Below are 17,605 nucleotides of genomic sequence, written 5' to 3'. Positions count from 1 at the left end.
GGGGGACTGCTCGTTCTTTGGCGGATCCTTTGTGTGCGACGCTTTCGGCAAGGTACTTGCCCGGGCATCCGGCAGTGAGGAGATCCTGCTTGCCACCGCTGACCTCTCAATGAACAATAATGTCCGGGAATCGTGGGGGTTCTTCCGGAACCGCAGGCCGGATACCTACGGCCGGCTCGTTGCCCCGTTCCCCGGCGAGTCCGGGGTCTTCCCGGCCATCCGGCCGGGCGACACGCCGCGAAACCGCGGATTCCACATGCCCGCGGAATGGGAGCCCCACGATGCCGTCTGGATCTCATGGCCCCACAACGAACTTACGTTCCCCCGCCTGGCTGACGTGGAAAATGCCTGTTTTGCGTTCATTATGGCAGTCCACGCATCCGAGCGTGTCGAAGTCTTCGTCCCGACTGCCGTGATCCACCGGCGGGTCCGGGCGCGGCTCCGCGAGATGGGAGCCGATATGACCAGGATTGTCCTGCACACGAGCGAGTACTCGGACGTCTGGATCCGCGACTACGGGCCGACCTTCGTGGTCAACCGGGCTCTCCGAAGGATCGCCATGGTCCGCTGGAACTTCAATGCCTGGGGAAACAAGTACGAGAACCAGCTTGCCGACGGGAAGATGCCCCATACCATGAACCGGCGCCTCTGCCTCCCGATGTTCGAACCGGGCATCGTGCTCGAGGGGGGATCGGTGGATGTCAACGGGAGGGGGACCGTACTTACAACCCGGGCATGCCTGCTCAATCCCAACCGCAACCCGTCCCTCTCGGCCGACCGGATTGAGGAGCTGCTGAAGGAATATCTCGGTGTCGAGAAGGTCATCTGGCTCAACGACGGCATCGCTGGAGACGACACGGACGGGCACGTCGATGACATTGCACGGTTTGTCAATCCATCCACGGTCGTCTGCGCGTACGAGACGGATATTCGTGACGAGAATTACGCTGCCCTGCACGAAAACTACGAAATCCTGCGCCAGTCGTCGGACCAGGACGGCAGGCCCCTGACCGTGATAAAGCTCCCGATGCCTGCAAAGGTGGCCGACAGCGAACAGCGGTACCCGGCGAGTTACACCAACTTCTACATCGGGAACACGGTCGTTGTCGTCCCCGTCTTCAACGACCCTCACGATGCAGAAGCCCTCCGCATCATCCAGGATCTCTTCCCGGACCGCACGATTGCCGGGATCGATGCCCGGGCTCTGGTCGAGGGCTGCGGGACGTTCCACTGCGCCACCCAGCAGCAGCCGCGGGTGTGAGATACCGGTTCCGACCGGGAATCATTGAAAACACCTCCCCCTCTTCCCCGGCAGGATCCCGCCAACAGCGCAGGAGGAAGCACCGGAATGGCCCTGATTGTCAAGGAAGTCCAGGCAAAATCCATTCTCACCCCTTCGAAGATCTACCCGTACGTGGTCAATCCCTACACCGGCTGCCAGCACGGGTGCAGCTACTGTTATGCCCGGTTCATGAAACGGGTGACCGGGCACCGGGAACCATGGGGGGAGTTCGTGGATGTCAAGGTCAACGCCCCCCGCATTCTCGAGAAGGAGATCCGGAAGAAGAAACGTAATAAGGTCTGGATCAGCGGCGTGTGCGACCCGTACCAGCCCCTCGAGGAGAAATACCGTCTGACCCGACAGTGCCTTGAGATCCTTGCCCGGAACTCGTGGCCCGTAGTGATCCAGACCCGCTCGCCGCTGGTGCTGCGCGATCTTGATCTCATCCGGAGCGCCCCGGATATCGAGGCAGGGTTCTCCATACCGACTGCCGACGATCGTATCCGGCAGATCTTCGAACCTCATGCCCCTGCGGTCGAAGATCGGATCGAAGCGCTGGACACCCTGCACCGGGCCGGTGTCCGGACCTATGCCATGATCGCTCCGGTGCTGCCCGGTGCGGAAGATCTGGTCCGGCTCCTGAAGGGTAAGGTCGACTACGTCTTCATCGACCGGATGAACTACCATTATGCGGACCATGTGTACCGTGAGCACGGGCTGGAGTACGCGCTTACGGATGAGTACTTCGAACGGTTACGGGAGGCGCTGACGGGGATTTGAGAAAGATCTCTTTCTTCTTCTCACGCCCCGTCTTCCTTCCGGCTCATATCCACAGTTGTCGGTACGATACTGACCGTGCTCTTCGGGATCTGCGTTTCGAGTGCCGCCTTGATCCGGTTTATGGTTGCCTGTACGTCTCCCATTTTCCTGTCGCTGTCAAACTCAAGGAAGATCTCGATATAGATGTTGCTGCCGGATCGGCGGGAACGGACACCGTGGAGCGCTGCGTATTCGTTGAAGAAGACGGCAAGGTGCTGGACGATCACCATCTGGAGTTCCTCATCCAGGGTCCTGTCCAGCAGGTCCGGAACGGACGCGGTGATCACACGCCAGCCGGAGAGGAAGAGGACGCCGGCGATGAAGAAGGACGCGACAGGATCGATATAATACGACCAGGCATACTCTGACAGGGCGAGCGAGAAGATGAGCGAGAGCAGAACCGAGAAATCCGATATGGCCTTGGTGCGGAAGAGCCGCCACTGGGAGTCCATGATGGGCGAGGGCTCCCTGAGAGATACGCGGTAATTCTTCTTCCAGAGAAATGTGTTCATGCAGACGCCGATGACCATGAGGACCATGCCAAGATATGCCCCCTCGTGCACGATTGACTCCGGGTGTACAATCCGGTACATGGCAACAAAGAAGACCAGGAGAAGAGAGACAAACATGACGCCACCGGTAATCACGGAGGTCATGGTCTCGAACTTTCCCATTCCGTAATCGTAGGTGCCGCCCCCGCCCTTTGCCATCTTGCGGAGGGTAAGGTACGAGAAGAACGTTGCCAGGATCTCGTTGAGACATTTCACAGCATCGGCAAAGAGCACGATGGACATCGAGAGGACCGCGGCCATGACATCCGGGATCCAGAGGACGAAGTCAACGATGAGGCTGATAAAGACGGTCCGCTGCTTTTCGGCAAGGGATGCTCCGGATCCGTCCCCGCCGGCAGGTGCTGCATGCAACATTGTTGGTATGGAGATACTTGACCCTTAAAAAATAAAAGGTGATTGTAAAATATCCGCCCCCACAAATAAAAGGTGGGGCAGATGGATTTACCTGAACTAATAAAAATCTGTAAAACAGAACAACGGGCATTTGATTACCTCTTACGAGAAGTTCAGAAGATAAAAGGGATTCAATGTCCATCGTGTGGTAGTCCGGACTATTACCTGATGAACCAAACCCGACTTCGTTGTAAACGGTGTCGGAGAGATTATTCCCCATTTACCAACACACCGATATCCGGGCAGAAAATACCCATCGTCTCCTTACTTCTTCTCATAAAATTATTCGAACTGGAAGTCAGTGCCAGGAAAGCATGCAGTCAAGTCGACATCAGTTATCCGACAACCCTGAAGGCATTTGAACTCTTTCGAAGATCAATTGCCTCTCATCTCGCGCGAGAGGATATTCTCCTGAAAGGTGAGATCGAGGCCGATGAATCATACTTCGGTGGAAGACGAAAAGGTAAGCGAGGCCGGGGTGCCGGTCACAAAACGATTGTATTCGGGATCCTGGAACGGGGCGGGAAGGTTTCAGTCAGTATTCTGTCGAATGTAAAAGCTGAATCCCTGTTGAATGAAACAGTTAAAAAGGTTAGAAGAGGATCCATTGTTTATACCGACAAATGGTGCGGGTATGATTCTCTCATGTTCTGTGGATATCGTCACCTCAGTATTGATCATCAATACAAATTCAAGCAGGGAAAAGTCTACATCAATGGCATCGAAGGATTCTGGTCGTTTGCTAAAGAACGGCTGATGAAACATCATGGAATCTCGAAGGAGATGTTCCTCTATTACATCAAGGAAATGGAATGGAGATACAACAACAGAGAAAAAGTGTTATTTGCCGACTTGATTCATATCATTTTAGGGGCTGATCTTTGATAATTACCAAATAAAAAACTCCGGGTTTGATCAGAGAACGAGAATTTTGCCCATGGTCTCGGGTGAACATCAGCCGGTAAAATCTTACCTTTCACAATGCCGCAAAAAAAACACCTTCCAATCAGAACTTCTCCGGGAACGTGATGTCGAAACACGTCCCGGCTTTCGAAACGATTGCGATCGTCCCGCCAAGCTGCCGGACCAGTACCTGGACAAGCTGCATGCCGAGGGTCGAGGTACTTGCGATATCGAAGTTCTCCGGCAGTCCTTTGCCATCGTCGCAGACCCTGAGATGGAACTGGTGGTCGGGAGAGAGACGGAGTTCGATCGTGATGGTTCCCGACGGCCGTTCCCAGAATGCATATTTCAGGGAGTTCGTCAGCAGCTCGTTGATGATAAGTCCGCAGGGGATGGCGATATCGAGGTTGATGTTCACGCTCTCGACGTCGACTTTGAAAGTGATGTCGGCCTGGACAACGTACGATTCCTGCAGTTCCGAGACAAGGCTTTTGATATATTCCGCGACATTAATGAACCCGAGGTGCCGGGACTGGTAAAGCTTCTCGTGCACGAGCGCCATGGACCGGACCCGGCGCTGGCATTCGGCAAGCATCTCCGAAGCCGCCGGGTCATCCGTGAACGTCGACTGGAGCTGGAGGAACCCGGAGATGACCTGCATGTTGTTCTTGACCCGGTGGTGGACCTCCTTGATGATCACCTCTTTTTCGGCAAGCGATGCCTCCAGCCTGTTCTCGTACTGGCGCCTGTCGGTAATGTCAAGGTGGATGCCCACGTACGAAACGATCAATCCGGAACTGTCCCGGAACGGCGAACCCCGGCTGAGGATGAAATGCTCCCGCCCTTTACGGTCAGTCATGCGGTATTCATAGTCCCAGAATCCCCCAACGCGCACAACCTCCTCCCAGTCATGGCGGGTCCGGTCCGCGTCCGCTTCCGGCAGCCGTTTCATCCATGCCAGGCCCCGGCACTCCTCGAGCGTCATCCCGAGCAGCGAGAGGAAGGAATCCGAACAGTACGTGAACTCACCAGCGGCATCCGCAATCCAGACCCCGTACGGGATCAGGTCGCCGGTCATGCGGAACCTCTGTTCGCGTTCCCGGATTGCCGCCTCGGCCTTCTTCCGTTCCGAGATATCCCGGACTATGCTGATCACTGCTGGTTTCCCCATGAATTCGAACCTGCTGCTGCTGATCTCCACGGGAATCTCCATACCTGAATGGTTATGATGGATAGTCTCGAAGATAAGAGTCCCCCTGGCCTCGACCTCCCGCATACACTGCCGGGTCCATTCCGTGCAGCGTTCGATGTCAAGATCGGTGAAGTTCATGGCGGTCAATTCCCCGAGAGGATACCCGGACAGCTGGACAGCAATGCGGTTCGCTGCAAGGATCCTGTTCCCGTAATCGTGGATGATGATGGGATCACCGGCCTGGTCAAAGAGGAGCTGGTACTGGATCTCCGTCTGGCGAAGTTTATCCGAGATCTGTTTCCGTGCCGTTACGTCGACAGCGGAAAGAATGACAATGTCTTCTCCCGTCACCGACGCAGTCACCTGGACCCAGACCTCGCTTCCATCGGCTTTCCGGAATACCGCTTCTTTATCATTGATCATCCCGTCCCCGCCCAGTTGCCGGAGAAAACCTTCAAGATCGGCAGGGTCATTCCAGATCAGCGCAATATCCTCGCCTTCAAGATTCCGGTCTGTGTAACCGAGGATATGCGCAAGCCGCGCATTGAACTGGTGGATCCGGCACGTGTTGAGGTGAAATGTGAAGATAGCTGCCTGGGACCCGGTAAAGATCTCCTGGTATTTCCGTTGTTTTACGATCTCGTTGGAGTATGCCGAGATGAGGACGCCAAGCGATACGAAAATGTAGAACCATGCGAAACTTGAAGCGAGGAGCCGGAGATCGAGCGCCCCGTACAGGTACACGAGGCCGAGATACAGCCAGCCGAGGACGATGGTGAAATAGACACCGGCACGCGGGGAGATATAGGCAACGAGGATGACGGGTACGATGTACAGGTAAGTATAAATCTCAGGAATTCCGTGCTTCAGGCTGAAAATAGACAGGACAATATTGGCAATGGTCAGGAGCCCCGCAGCCGTAAGGGCTGCAAGCCGTTTTCCGCCGATATCAGCCACGGCCGGTTCTCCCGGAACGGGCCATGGGCTCATGCATCGCTGTCATGCTCTTCCGGATTTCTCATCTGTATCGTGGTATTATATAGTTTTATATAAGCCGGGGTTAAGGGATTATCTATCCGGAACTGATCAGGGGGCCGGGCGTGGCTGCGGCCCCCGCGGCAAAACACCGGAGGTTACGGGAAGCATGCAGCAGAAAAAAGTACTCATTGTCGAAGACGAGGGGGTCGTCGCCCTCTCCCTCCAGTCGATCCTGACAAAGATGGGCTATACGATCATCGGGACCGCCATCACAGGCGACGAGGCTGTTAAACTCGCGCAGGAGCGGGTCCCGGACGTCATACTCATGGATATCCACATCAAGGGCACGATGGATGGTATCCAGACCACCGAGAAGATCAACGAGTTCTCGGATATCCCGGTCATCTTCCTGACTGCGTATGCCGACGACGAGACGGTCGCACGGGCATTAAAAACCCGCTCGCACAGTTATCTCGTCAAGCCGGTCAACCAGCGGGAGCTGTATTCCAACATCGAGTTCGCCATCTACAAGCGCCGGTTGCGTGACCAGGCGAGTTCCGCCCGCGAGAAACTCGAGCTTGCCCTGACAAAGATGCCCGAGAGCGGGTTCATCCTCGACCTGAAGAACCGGATCGTGTACGCCAACCCGGCATCCGAGGTCCTCACCGGCAACAAGGCGGAACACATGATCGGCAGGAATTTTTTCGAACTGCTCAATATCACGCCCTCCCAGCGGGGGGAGCCGGAGGACGAGGGAGTCCAGAAGATCCTTGCGCTCGGTGCCATCGATTACCTCCCTCCCGTTGCCGCTCTCTCGACCGAAAGCGGCAGGCGCCGGAACGCGTTCCTCCGGGCAGGCCTTGTCCGCGAAGAGCGGGACGATCACAAGAACGTCTTCATTCTCCTCAAAGACACCGGCCCCACCAACCTGGCGTAATGGCCATACGGGGATATCCCCGACCGTTCAGCTGCCGATATCGTAATGGATACGAAGAAACATTCTCACTTTTTCCGATTCCACGTAACCCTTGTGGAGCCGGCCGAGGATCTCGTCGATCTCGCGCACCTTCTCCGTGATGCGCCGCGATTCGGTATCATCCTTCAGGCCGGCGATCATCGCGATCACGCTCAGGGGATTTCGTATATGGTCGTTGAGCGTGGCGAACTGCTGGAGGTTCTCCTCGATCTGCCGGTAGGACCGCTGCTGCTCTTCCTCGATCTCCTTCTTCCGGGTGATGTCCCGGCCGACCGACTGGTATTCCGTGACATTCCCCGAGGAATCGAAGAAGGCACGGTTATTCCACTGGAGCCACAGGACCTTCCCGCCGGGCCCGAGACAGCGGTACTCGATCATCCCCGAAGGGCGTGCGGGAACGAGCGAGGCAAAATGGGCTGCAACGGCGTCGGCATCTTCCGGGTGGACCGGTAACCTGTAAATGTAGCCGACCGTATCCTTCTCTTCCCGCCGGAAGAATTCAAGGAACGCCCGGTTGGCAAACAGCACGACCCGGTCCACACGGAAGCGGTAGATCAGTTCCGACTGGTCCTGGACAACGGCCCGGAACCGCTTCTCGCTCTCCCTGAGCGCCTCCTCCATACGGATCCGGTCGGTGATATCCACCATGACTCCGATGATTCCCGCCGGGACAGTACCGTTGCCGCCGAACGTCGCCTTCCGCATCAGCATGTCCCGCACCGACTTGTCCGGGTGGGGGAATCGGAGCTGGTACACCTGGATTCCCTCGTGGCTGAGCAGGTACTCGTCCTTCTCGTGCGTCAGCCGGGCAATATCCGGTGGGAGGATCTCGTCCACGGTCTTCCCGATGATGGCGTCCTTTGGCAGGCCGACATAACTCTCGAAGACCCGGTTGCATCCCAGGTACTTCATCGACCGGTCCTTGTAGAAGACCGGGCTCGGGATGGTGTCGATCAGCTGCTGGAGGAACCGCACCTGGTCGTTAAGGGCGACAGTCCGTTCCAGCACCCGGCGTTCCAGTTCCTCGTTCATGGTCCTGAGCTGCCGGTCGGCGCTATGCTTGTAGAGGGCGATCTCGATGACGGTGTGGAGTTCCCGCTCCTCGTAGGGTTTGAGAATGTACCCGTATGGCTGGGTGATCTTCGCTTTCTCCATGATCTTCGGATCGACAAACGCGGTCAGGAAGATGACCGGGATATCCGCGGACGCCCGGATCGTTTCGGCAGCCGCAATGCCGTCCATGGTCCCGGCAAGGAAGATGTCCATGAGGATGATGTCCGGGGCCAGCGTTTTTGCCTGCTCCACCGCCTCCTCACCGGTTGCCACGCTGCCCGCAACCGTATACCCCAGCTGCTCGAGCGTGAACCGCAGGTCTTCGGCGACAATACGTTCGTCCTCGATGATCAGGATACGCGCTGCGGTCATGGTCCATCACAGGTACAATGTTCTCATCGCATACTATCCGTCATATATTATTATCCTGTCGCTTGGGGCAGGTTACCGTCGATCCACGGAAGACGCGTCCGGCGCTGAACCGGCCTGCTGCAGTCCGTCCCATTCATAATCCCCCGACCCGGTGGATGCCGGTCGCCTGCTCCGGCAGGGTAACTGCGATCGTGAATTTCGTTCCTGCGGTCCTGTCGAGGTCTATGGTCCCTTTCAGCTGCCCGACGAGGAGACCGACCAGCCGCAGGCCGAGCGTCGGACTGTTTCTCCAGTCAAGGTCCGGGGGGAGCCCGATCCCGTTGTCCTGCATCGTGAGGACAAGCATCCTCCCGTCTCTCCTCGCCGCGATCGAACATTCGCCTTTCCGCCCTTCGGGGAAAGCGTACTTGAGCATATTCGAGATGAGCTCGTTGAAAACCAGGCCGAGAGGCGATGCGGTGTCGATATCGAGTATCACGTTTTCCATGGCAACGACAAAATGGATATCCGCGGGATTCTTCTGGTAGAACGAGAAGAGGCTTGTCCCGAGGTAGCGGAGGTACCCCCCGAAATCAATGGTCCCGAGCTCGCCGGACAGGTGGAGGCGCTCGTGTACGATGGCGATGGCCCGGACACGGTTCTGGGTATCGCGCAGGGCTTCGGCGGTCTCCGGGTCCTGCACAGCACGCGTCTGGAGACTGATGAGGGAGACGATGATCTGGAGGTTGTTCTTGACGCGGTGGTGGACCTCGCGCAGCAGGATCTCCTTCTCCCGGAGCTGGGTGCTGATCTTCTCTTCGTCTTCGAGGATCCGGGTGATATCGTGAAGGGCTATGAACACGCCGGCAAGAGATCCCCCGCGGTCGTGGAACAGCGCTGCGCTTGCAATGACCGGTGTTGCTGAACCGTCCTGGTTGATGACGGTGTACCGGCTGCCCGTGGCAGAACCGGTCTGCATCACTGAACCAAGACCCTCCAGTGCCTGGTTCTTCTCAAGGATATAATTGGTGAACGGAGTCCCGATCAGGATATCCCGACTCAGTCCGGTCATCCGTTCTGCGGCGCTGTTCACGTCGCGGAGGGTCCCGTCGGGGCCGATCAGGACAAGCGGGTCGACGCTCGCCTCGATCAGGCTGCGGGTATAGATCCTCGCGTTCTCGAGCTCCTGCGTCCGTTCGCGCACGCGCTCCTCCAGCGTGAGATTGAGATCCCGCAGGGCATTCTCGGTCTTCTTGATCTCCGTGATGTCACGGATCGACTCGATCGCGCCGGTGATTTCACCGGCGCTGTTATAGAGCGGGGTTGCAACAATCCAGAGATCGGAAGGTTTCCCGCGAAGGGAGAGGACGTGAAACTGGCCGGACAGCAGGTTACCATCCCGCTGCAGCTTCGGGTAGTGCTGCCGGATGGCATCCGGATCCGGATGGATGACCAGATCTATCAGGAGCGGTCTCCGTTCGCCGAACAGGAGGAATGCATGTTCATAGTTCCCCTTCCCCAGGATCTCTCCTGACGGGACTCCGGTAAGGTTTTGGATCGCGGCATTCCACGCGATGATCTTTCCGTCCCTGTCGATCACGAATGTCGGGTCCGGGAGGAAGTTGATGATATCGGAGAAACGGCGCGAGGAGTCCCGCACTGCTTCCTCGGAAAGCTTGCGCGCAGTGATATCCAGATACGTTCCCAGTATACCCATTGTCTCCCCCCCGGGGCCCCTCAGCGAGACCTTGCTCGTGAGCAGCCAGATTTTCTGCCCCGAGGGGGTTGTCTGCGGCTCTTCGTACAGGATTTTGTCTCTCCCGGTCTGGATAACTGTCCGGTCATCCGCGCGGTATAATTCCGCCTGGTCCCGCCAGGCCATTGCGAAATCGTCCTTCCCGAGGATCTCTTCGGGTTTATCATACCCGGCATCGCGGGCAAACGCCGTGTTGCAGCCGAGATAGACGAGATTTGTGTCCTTCCAGAAGACCCTGGCGGGGATCGTGTTGAGGACGGCTTCGAGGATCTGGTTGGATTCCCGCAACGCAGCCTCGGCCTTTTTCCGCTCGGTTATGTCCTGGTTTACCCCGCGGGCTCCGATGACCCTGCCGTATTCATCCGTGACAACCGACAACCGGACAACGATATCCCTGACCTCTCCGTCCCTCCTTATGATGCGGTGTTCAATTTGGTTGAATGCCGGGGTCTGCGGATTCTCCACCGCCTTCTGGATAACGCGGGCAACCATTTCAGCATCATCCGGGTGAGAGAATTCCCGTGCATAGACCCATGCCGGCATCTGCATGCCCCCCTCCCGTTCCGCTGTCGTACCATACAGGGCATAGAACCGGGGATTGAAGGTGAAGACGCCGGTCCCGGCATCGAACTCCCAGTTTGCCATATGTGCAAGGTCCATGGCATTCTCCAGCTGGACCTGGTTCTCGCGGAGTGCACGGCTGCTCGCTCTGAGCGCCTCCTCTGCCCGGTGTTTTTCTGTTATATCTGAGAAAACGGCAACGAAATGATCCCGGGAAGGCGAATAGACGGAAATGTGCAGCCATTTTTCTGCGGGAGAGAAATAGAGTTCAAAGGATTCGGGAACACCCGTACGGGCCACCCGCCCATAGATTACGAAGAGCTGCGGGAAGGCTTCGCGGATCCCGGGGAAGACTTCCGTAACAGGTTTCCCGGTCACGGTGCCGCCCCCGATGATGCGATCGAATGCTTGGTTGATTGCAAGATAGACAAAGTCGACCGGAGCGCCGTTGTCGTCAAATATCATCCGGCAATACGCAAGCCCATCCTGCATGTTTTCGAAGAGCGACCGGTAACGCTGCTCGCTCTTGCGGAGCGCTGTTTCGGTCAGTTTCCGCTGCGTGATATCCCGGACAACGGATACCACTACCTTTTCTTCGGAAATCATGCTGACACGGGCATTGATTTCCACCGGAATGACGGCCCCGTCCTTACGGATATGTTCTGTCTCGAACACCGCCTGCCCCTTTGTTGCAAGATCATTGCCAATCTCTTCGAGCGGGCGGTTATGGTACCCGGTAACGAGGTCGAGCGGATTCTTTTTCTGCAGTTCCTCCGGCGAATAGCCCAGCATGATACAGGCTGCATCGTTCACGGAAATGATCTGCCGGGGAAGGCCGTCTTTTCCAATCCCGTGGATATGGACTGCGTCGTTGATGCTATCAAAGATTGCCCGGAATTTCTCTTCACTTTCCCGCAGTGCCGCCTCTGCTTTCCTGCGTTCCGATATATCGCGGGCGCTTGCGAGTGCCAGCCGTTCGCCTTTCTGCACGAAAAGATGGGTGTTCACTTCGACCGGGATACTGCTTCCGTCCTTTGTCTTATGGAAGGTTTCAAACGTTGCATGGCCGTCGCGCCGGATCCGGGTCGCAACATCGGGGATCATCCCCATCCCCTCGCCGGCAACAAGGTCCGGCATCTCCATAGCCAGCAGCTCGTCGCGGGAATACCCGAGCCGGAGGCACATTACGTCGTTAGCTTCGATGATCCTACCCGGCCTGCCGTCAGAGTGAATCCGGTGGACGTAGACCGCGTCGTTGACATTGTTGAAGAACTGGCGGAATTTCTCCTCGCTTTCCTGAAGGGCCTCCACCACTCGCTTATGTTCGGTGATGTCCCGCACGGTCCCGGTAAGGTGGCGGACCGCCCCGTCAGCGTCCCGGACAGCAACGCTCGTGATGAGGGCATCGATCAGGATCCCGTCCCGGCGTTTCAGCCGGACGGGAAAGTCCCTCACGTACCCGTCCCGGACGATCTGCCGGACAATGTTTTCCCAGTCAACGGAACTTGCGTACAGGCTTCCAATGGGCACGGCAAACAGGTCCTCGCGCCGGTCGTATCTGAAAAGCTCGAGGGCGCTGTCATTGAAATCAATCCACCGCCCTTCCGGGGTGGTGATGAAGACGCAGTCGCGGGATGTGGTGAAGAACTCACGGTACCGCGCCTCGCTCTCGCGGAGTCCCTTCTCGAGATCCTGCTGCCGGGTTACGTCCCGGAAGACGCCCTCCACCCCCCCGATATTCCCGTCAGGGCCGTACCAGTAATGGCTGCTCGTTGAGACGATCACGGGCTGTCCGTCGCCCTTTTTGAGGGTGATGATATATCCCGATACCTTTCCGTCCTGAGCAAGTGCCCGGAGGAATGCCTCCCGGTCGGCCGGGTTAACATAGAAATCCCGTGCAAGGTTCTTCCCGAGGCAGTCTTCCACCGAAGGATACCCGAGAAGGGCTGCCCAGCTCGGGCTCGCCATGATCAGGGTCCCGTCCGAGTCGGCCCGGTACACGACGTCCTGCATATTGGCAACGAGGGTTTCAATTTCCGCGCTCCTTGCGAAAAGCCGGTTGGAAAGGTATGCAACAACGGACCCGATGAGGGTGAACATTCCTGCCCTGAGCGCGGCCGCCCCGATCTCGATAGGGGAAGACCAGTCGAACCAGGCAACCAGGAGGAGATAGGCAAGCGAGAGTGCGATGATCAGCGGGATGCCCCGTCTGCGGTAATAATATCCGGCGAGTACCAACGGAAGATAATACAGGTGCATGAAGACTGTGCTGATGCCCTGCATTAAGGAAAAGATTGTCAGGAGCAGAACGGCAAATGTGCTTCCTGCGACCGCAGCATGCGGCACCCAGGCCCGGCTGTCACGTAACGAGGCGGGTCTCATCATGGTTCATCCCGGCAATATGAAGGGGATGTCGTTGCAGGAACTATATAATATATTTCACCATCGGGATATTGCACGGGACCGGCATGGAGTTATGGAATACCCGTAATGGTGCAGGAGCAGGAAGATGGTACGAAGAAAAAAGTATTATTTCGTCAAACCCCAATCACGAAGCATACAGGCCGGGGAATCACGATGGATGGAACGTCGTCTGCCGGGGAGAGCGAGCGGGTTGGCAAAACATTGATCTCAGGCTACGAAGTCGTCCTCATCGCAGGAGTCCTCTGTATCCTGTACTTCATCAGCACGGCCGATTTCCTGCTCTTCCATGCGCTCGTGGAGCTCGCCGGCATCGCGGTTGTCTTCTCGATCTTCGTTATCATCTGGAATTCCCGCCGGTTCCTGCCCGACGGTTTCTTCCTTATCGTCGGCATCTCGTTTTTGTTCTTCGGGTGCATTGATCTCGTCCACACCCTTGCCTACAAGGGGATGGGGGTCTTTCCCGGCAGCAATGCCGACCTTCCCACCCAGCTCTGGATTGCGGCACGGTACTTCCAGAGCATCGCGTTCCTTGTCGCCACGTTCTTCATCGGAAGGCCGTTGACAGAAACGAGAAAATACGATACTGCGATCGTCGTCGCGGCCTGCTCTGCAGTTGCCGCCCTGTTTTTTGCCAGTATCTTCTTCTGGAAAAACTTCCCGCAATGCTATATCGAGGGCAGCGGACTTACCCCTTTCAAGATCGTAAGCGAGTACGTCATCTCTGCAATCCTTGTTGCAACCATCCTCATCATGTACCGGAAACGGGACCATTTCGAACCCGGGGTATTCCGGCTGCTGGTGACCGCCCAGGCATTCCTCATCGCAGGCGAAATCGCATTCACCTCATACGTGGGCGTGTACGGGTTCATGAACATGCTCGGCCACCTTTTCCGGCTCCTGTCGGTCTATTTCTTCTACCGGGTCTTCGTTGTTATCGGGCTGACCCGGCCGTACGATCTGATCTTCCGGGAGCTCAGGATGAGCGAAAGGCAGGTGCGCGATGAAGAAGAGAAGTACCGGAAGCTCTTCGACAATATGATGGAAGGGTTCGCATACTGCCGCATGATCTACGATGCGGACGGCAGGCCCGCGGACTGGGAATATCTCGAGGTGAACAAGGCGTTCGGCCGGCTGACGGGGCTCTCCAATATCCGCGGCAGGCGGGCCCTGGATGCGATCCCGGGCATCCGCGAGATGAATCCTGAACTGTTCGACATCTACGGGCGCGTTGCATCGACCGGGAACGCGGAGACGTTCGAGATCGATTTCAAACCGCTGAAGATGTGGCTCCGCGTCTCGGTCTTCTGCCCGGAGAAGGGATATTTCGTTGCGGTCTTCGAGGATGTCACCGAACGCCGCCAGGCTGCCGAAGCCCTGAAACAGGCAAACGCCAAGCTGAATCTCCTCTCCACCATCACGCGGCACGATATCAAAAACCAGATCTTCACGCTCAAAGCCTACCTCGGGTTTTCCAAGGAGACCCTCGGGGACGCAGGGAAGACCGCCGAATATATCCTCAAGGAGGAGAGGGCGGTGGATGCGATCGAACGGCAGATCCTCTTCACTAAGGAATACGAGGATCTAGGGGTCAGGTCGCCAGTCTGGCAGCAGGTCAGGAGGAAAGTGGACGAGGCGGCTGCTTCCCTGCCCATGCGCGATATCCGGCTTGACGTTACCATAGCCGATATCGAGATCTATGCCGATCCCCTGCTCGGAAAAGTCTTTTACAACCTCATCGACAATGCACTCCGGTACGGGGGCCAGCAGATGACACGTGTCCGAATCACCTCGGAGGAATCAGGAGAGGGGCTGCTGATCCGCGTGGAGGATGACGGGGCGGGTATACCGGCGACGGACCGGAAACAGATCTTCGAGCGGGGATTCGGCCGCCATTCCGGCCTCGGCCTCTTCCTCTCGCGGGAGATCCTGTCCATCACCGGCATCACCATCGCCGAGAACAGCGAGCATGGGAACGGAGCGCGGTTTGAGATCGTTGTCCCGCCGGGCGCATGGCGGCAGGCCGCGCCTTCCTGACCTTTTCCTGCGGCAGCCATGAAAAAGACCAAGAACTCACCTGCACAACGCAAATCCACGGAACAGTTCATGGCCCCAAAGACCATCCTCATCCTGGAAGACGAACAGATCCCGGCGCTCGATCTCAAGGAAACGCTCGTTTCTTTCGGGTACGAGATCACCGGCATTGCGCCGACCGGCGAGAAAGCGGTGCGGATGGTTGATGAACGGGTGCCGGATCTCATCCTGATGGATATCCAGCTTGCCGGGAAAATGTCCGGGATCGAAGCCGCCGAGATCATCCTGTCCCGCCAAAGCGTCCCGATCATCTACATCACGGCATACGCGGACCCGGATCTCGTTGAACAGGCCAAGAAGACGAAACCCTACGGTTACCTCATCAAGCCCTACGACGACCGGGCGATCCGGACGGAGATCGAGATCGCGCTGTACAAGGCCGGGCTCGACCAGAATTTCCGGAAGGAATGCGAAATCCTCACGGAGTGGGTCCGGCAGCGGACCGAGGATCTTGCACGGGCGAACGATGCCCTGAAAAAGAGCGAGGCGCGGTACCGTCTCCTCTTCGAGCGATCCGGGGAAGGGATCTTCATCTTCGATGCCGAAGGCAAAACGCCGGGGAGGATCGTCGAGGTCAACCCGGCCGGGGCAGCGATACACAGGTATTCTGCCGGCGAACTGGCCGGGAAGAACATGGCCGATCTCACGGCACCGGAGAAACGAGGATCGGGTGCCTCCGCATTCCGGACCATCCTCGACGGCACATGGATCGGGGGCGAATCGGATCATGTCCGGAAGGATGGCTCCGTGTTCCCGATTGAATACAACGCCGGATTGCTCGAAATCGACGGGCACCGGTATGTCTTTTCCGTCATGCGGGACATCAGCGAACGGAAACGGACGCAGGACGCGATCCTCCGTGCGCGGGATGAGTGGGAGTACACCTTCAACGCTGTGCCCGATCTCATCATGATCATTGACGATAAATTCCGGATCATACGGGCGAACCGGGCGATGGCCGACAGCCTCAGGACAACGCCGGAGTCCCTGACCGGGCGATTCTGCTACGAGGTCGTCCACCAGGCAGGGGAACCGCCGGATATCTGCCCCCACCGCCAGCTGCTCGCCGACGGCCGTGGCCATACCCTCGATATCCGCGAGGACCGGCTGGGCGGCGACTTCCAGCTCTCGGTCACGCCGGTACGGGACAAGGACGGGACGGTGACCGGCAGCATCCACGTCCTCCACGACATCTCGCGGCGCAAGCGGGATGAGAATGCCCTGCGGGCAGTCAGCACCGAGCTCCAGGTGATCATCGACAACGCCCCCGGGATGATCTGGTACAAGGACACGAAGAATAATTTCGTCAGGGTCAACCCGGACGGGGCACGGGTGTTCGGGATGCCGGTGGATCGGATCGTCGGGAAGAATTCTGCCGACCTCTTCCCCGGTCTTGCTGATCGATATTACCAGGACGACCTCGAGGTCATCCGGTCGAAACGACCGAAACTGGGCATCACCGAGCAGATGACCACAGCACGCGGCGATACCCTCTGGGTCCAGTCAGACAAGGTCCCGATCCTGGACGAAAAGGGGGAGGTGACCGGCATCCTCGTCTTCGTGGTGGATATCACCGACCGGAAGATTGCGCAGGACGCCCTTGCCCTTGCCAATAAGAAACTCGGCCTTATGGCCAGCATCACCCGGCACGATATCATCAACCAGCTGATGGCCCTCAACGCCTACATCGAACTCTGCCGGGAAGAGGCCACAGATCCGGCGATCATCACTCACCTGAAAACCATGGCGAAAGTCTCCGCCTCGATCGAACGGCATATCACCTTCACCCGCGATTACCAGACCATCGGCGACCAGGCGCCCGAATGGCAGGACGTAGGCGCGTGCGTGTACCGGGCAACCGCATCGCTCCCCATGAAAAACATCCGGGTAACCACGGACCTCCATGAAATCAAGGTCCTTGCCGATCCGCTTTTCGAGAAGATCTTCTACAACCTTATCGACAACGCCCTCCGGTACGGCGGGGACCGGATGACACAGATCCGGATCAGTTCCCTGGAGACGCCGCAGGGCCTGACCATCGTTATCGAGGACGACGGGGCGATGATCGCTCCGGAAGACCGGGCGCACCTGTTCACGAAAGGGTTCGGGAAGAACACCGGGCTCGGGCTGTTCCTCAGCCGCGAGATCCTCGGTATCACCGGCATGGAGATCCGGGAAACCGGTACGTCCGGCAAGGGAGCGCGGTTCGAGATTTCCGTGCCGAAAGGAGCGTACCGGCTGCGTGCGTAATGGC

At 57.7% G+C, this 17,605-nt stretch carries 10 protein-coding genes; 6 read left to right on the top strand and 4 right to left on the bottom strand.

Translation table 11 applies throughout. The features are described 5' to 3' along the window. Positions 1–1,261, top strand: a 1,261-nt coding sequence (locus A4E33_RS04755) for an agmatine/peptidylarginine deiminase (protein WP_292346541.1), incomplete at its 5' end; no start/stop codon positions are given. Positions 1,262–1,348: 87 nt separating this feature from the next. After that, a complete protein-coding gene (locus tag A4E33_RS04750; RefSeq protein ID WP_292346540.1) occupies positions 1,349–2,062 on the top strand; it encodes a radical SAM protein in 714 nt (237 codons plus the stop codon). 20 nt (positions 2,063–2,082) lie between these two features. Here A4E33_RS04750 and A4E33_RS04745 read toward each other — a convergent pair whose 3' ends face one another. After that, positions 2,083–3,027: a cation diffusion facilitator family transporter gene (locus A4E33_RS04745; protein ID WP_292346539.1), complete on the bottom strand. Its 945-nt coding sequence runs from the start codon at positions 3,025–3,027 to the stop codon at positions 2,083–2,085. A gap of 81 nt (positions 3,028–3,108) precedes the next feature. On the opposite strand from A4E33_RS04745, the gene A4E33_RS04740 reads away from it, so the two are divergent. Further along, on the top strand, positions 3,109–3,951 hold the full coding sequence (locus tag A4E33_RS04740; protein ID WP_292346538.1) for an IS1595 family transposase: 843 nt from the start codon (positions 3,109–3,111) through the stop codon (positions 3,949–3,951). A 121-nt stretch (positions 3,952–4,072) separates the two neighbouring features. On the opposite strand, the gene A4E33_RS04735 is transcribed toward A4E33_RS04740, so the two are convergent. Next, positions 4,073–6,118: a PAS domain S-box protein gene (locus A4E33_RS04735; protein WP_292346537.1), complete on the bottom strand. Its 2,046-nt coding sequence runs from the start codon at positions 6,116–6,118 to the stop codon at positions 4,073–4,075. A 187-nt stretch (positions 6,119–6,305) separates the two neighbouring features. Here A4E33_RS04735 and A4E33_RS04730 point away from each other — a divergent pair, with 187 nt between their 5' ends. Continuing rightward, positions 6,306–7,076: a response regulator gene (locus A4E33_RS04730; protein WP_292346536.1), complete on the top strand. Its 771-nt coding sequence runs from the start codon at positions 6,306–6,308 to the stop codon at positions 7,074–7,076. A 27-nt stretch (positions 7,077–7,103) separates the two neighbouring features. On the opposite strand, the gene A4E33_RS04725 is transcribed toward A4E33_RS04730, so the two are convergent. Both A4E33_RS04725 and A4E33_RS04720 read right to left on the bottom strand, forming a co-directional pair. Further along, a complete protein-coding gene (locus A4E33_RS04725) occupies positions 7,104–8,540 on the bottom strand; it encodes a PAS domain S-box protein (protein ID WP_292346535.1) in 1,437 nt (478 codons plus the stop codon). A 133-nt stretch (positions 8,541–8,673) separates the two neighbouring features. Next, the gene (locus A4E33_RS04720) at positions 8,674–13,221 is read right to left on the bottom strand and encodes a PAS domain S-box protein (RefSeq protein WP_292346534.1); all 4,548 of its coding nucleotides are present in this window, start codon (positions 13,219–13,221) and stop codon (positions 8,674–8,676) included. A 192-nt stretch (positions 13,222–13,413) separates the two neighbouring features. Here A4E33_RS04720 and A4E33_RS04715 point away from each other — a divergent pair, with 192 nt between their 5' ends. Beyond that, a complete protein-coding gene (locus A4E33_RS04715) occupies positions 13,414–15,294 on the top strand; it encodes an MASE3 domain-containing protein (RefSeq protein WP_292346533.1) in 1,881 nt (626 codons plus the stop codon). 18 nt (positions 15,295–15,312) lie between these two features. Continuing rightward, positions 15,313–17,601 (top strand): PAS domain S-box protein, encoded by a 2,289-nt coding sequence (locus A4E33_RS04710; protein WP_292346532.1) that lies wholly within the window; start codon positions 15,313–15,315, stop codon positions 17,599–17,601. Positions 17,602–17,605 lie beyond the last annotated feature (4 nt).

It is taken from the genome of Methanoregula sp. PtaB.Bin085 (genome assembly GCF_002067035.1).
Classification (GTDB): domain Archaea; phylum Halobacteriota; class Methanomicrobia; order Methanomicrobiales; family Methanospirillaceae; genus Methanoregula.
Note: the sequence above shows the minus strand (reverse complement) of the source record. Positions and strands in the feature narration are given on the sequence as shown.

Bases quoted from the DNA above. Each gene is read 5' to 3' on its own strand.
- A4E33_RS04750 (WP_292346540.1), top strand. From the start codon at position 1,349: ATGGCCCTGATTGTCAAGGAAGTCCAGGCAAAATCCATTCTCACCCCT.
- A4E33_RS04745 (WP_292346539.1), bottom strand. From the start codon at position 3,027: ATGTTGCATGCAGCACCTGCCGGCGGGGACGGATCCGGAGCATCCCTT.
- A4E33_RS04740 (WP_292346538.1), top strand. From the start codon at position 3,109: ATGGATTTACCTGAACTAATAAAAATCTGTAAAACAGAACAACGGGCA.
- A4E33_RS04730 (WP_292346536.1), top strand. From the start codon at position 6,306: ATGCAGCAGAAAAAAGTACTCATTGTCGAAGACGAGGGGGTCGTCGCC.
- A4E33_RS04725 (WP_292346535.1), bottom strand. From the start codon at position 8,540: ATGACCGCAGCGCGTATCCTGATCATCGAGGACGAACGTATTGTCGCC.
- A4E33_RS04720 (WP_292346534.1), bottom strand. From the start codon at position 13,221: ATGATGAGACCCGCCTCGTTACGTGACAGCCGGGCCTGGGTGCCGCAT.
- A4E33_RS04715 (WP_292346533.1), top strand. From the start codon at position 13,414: ATGGATGGAACGTCGTCTGCCGGGGAGAGCGAGCGGGTTGGCAAAACA.
- A4E33_RS04710 (WP_292346532.1), top strand. From the start codon at position 15,313: ATGAAAAAGACCAAGAACTCACCTGCACAACGCAAATCCACGGAACAG.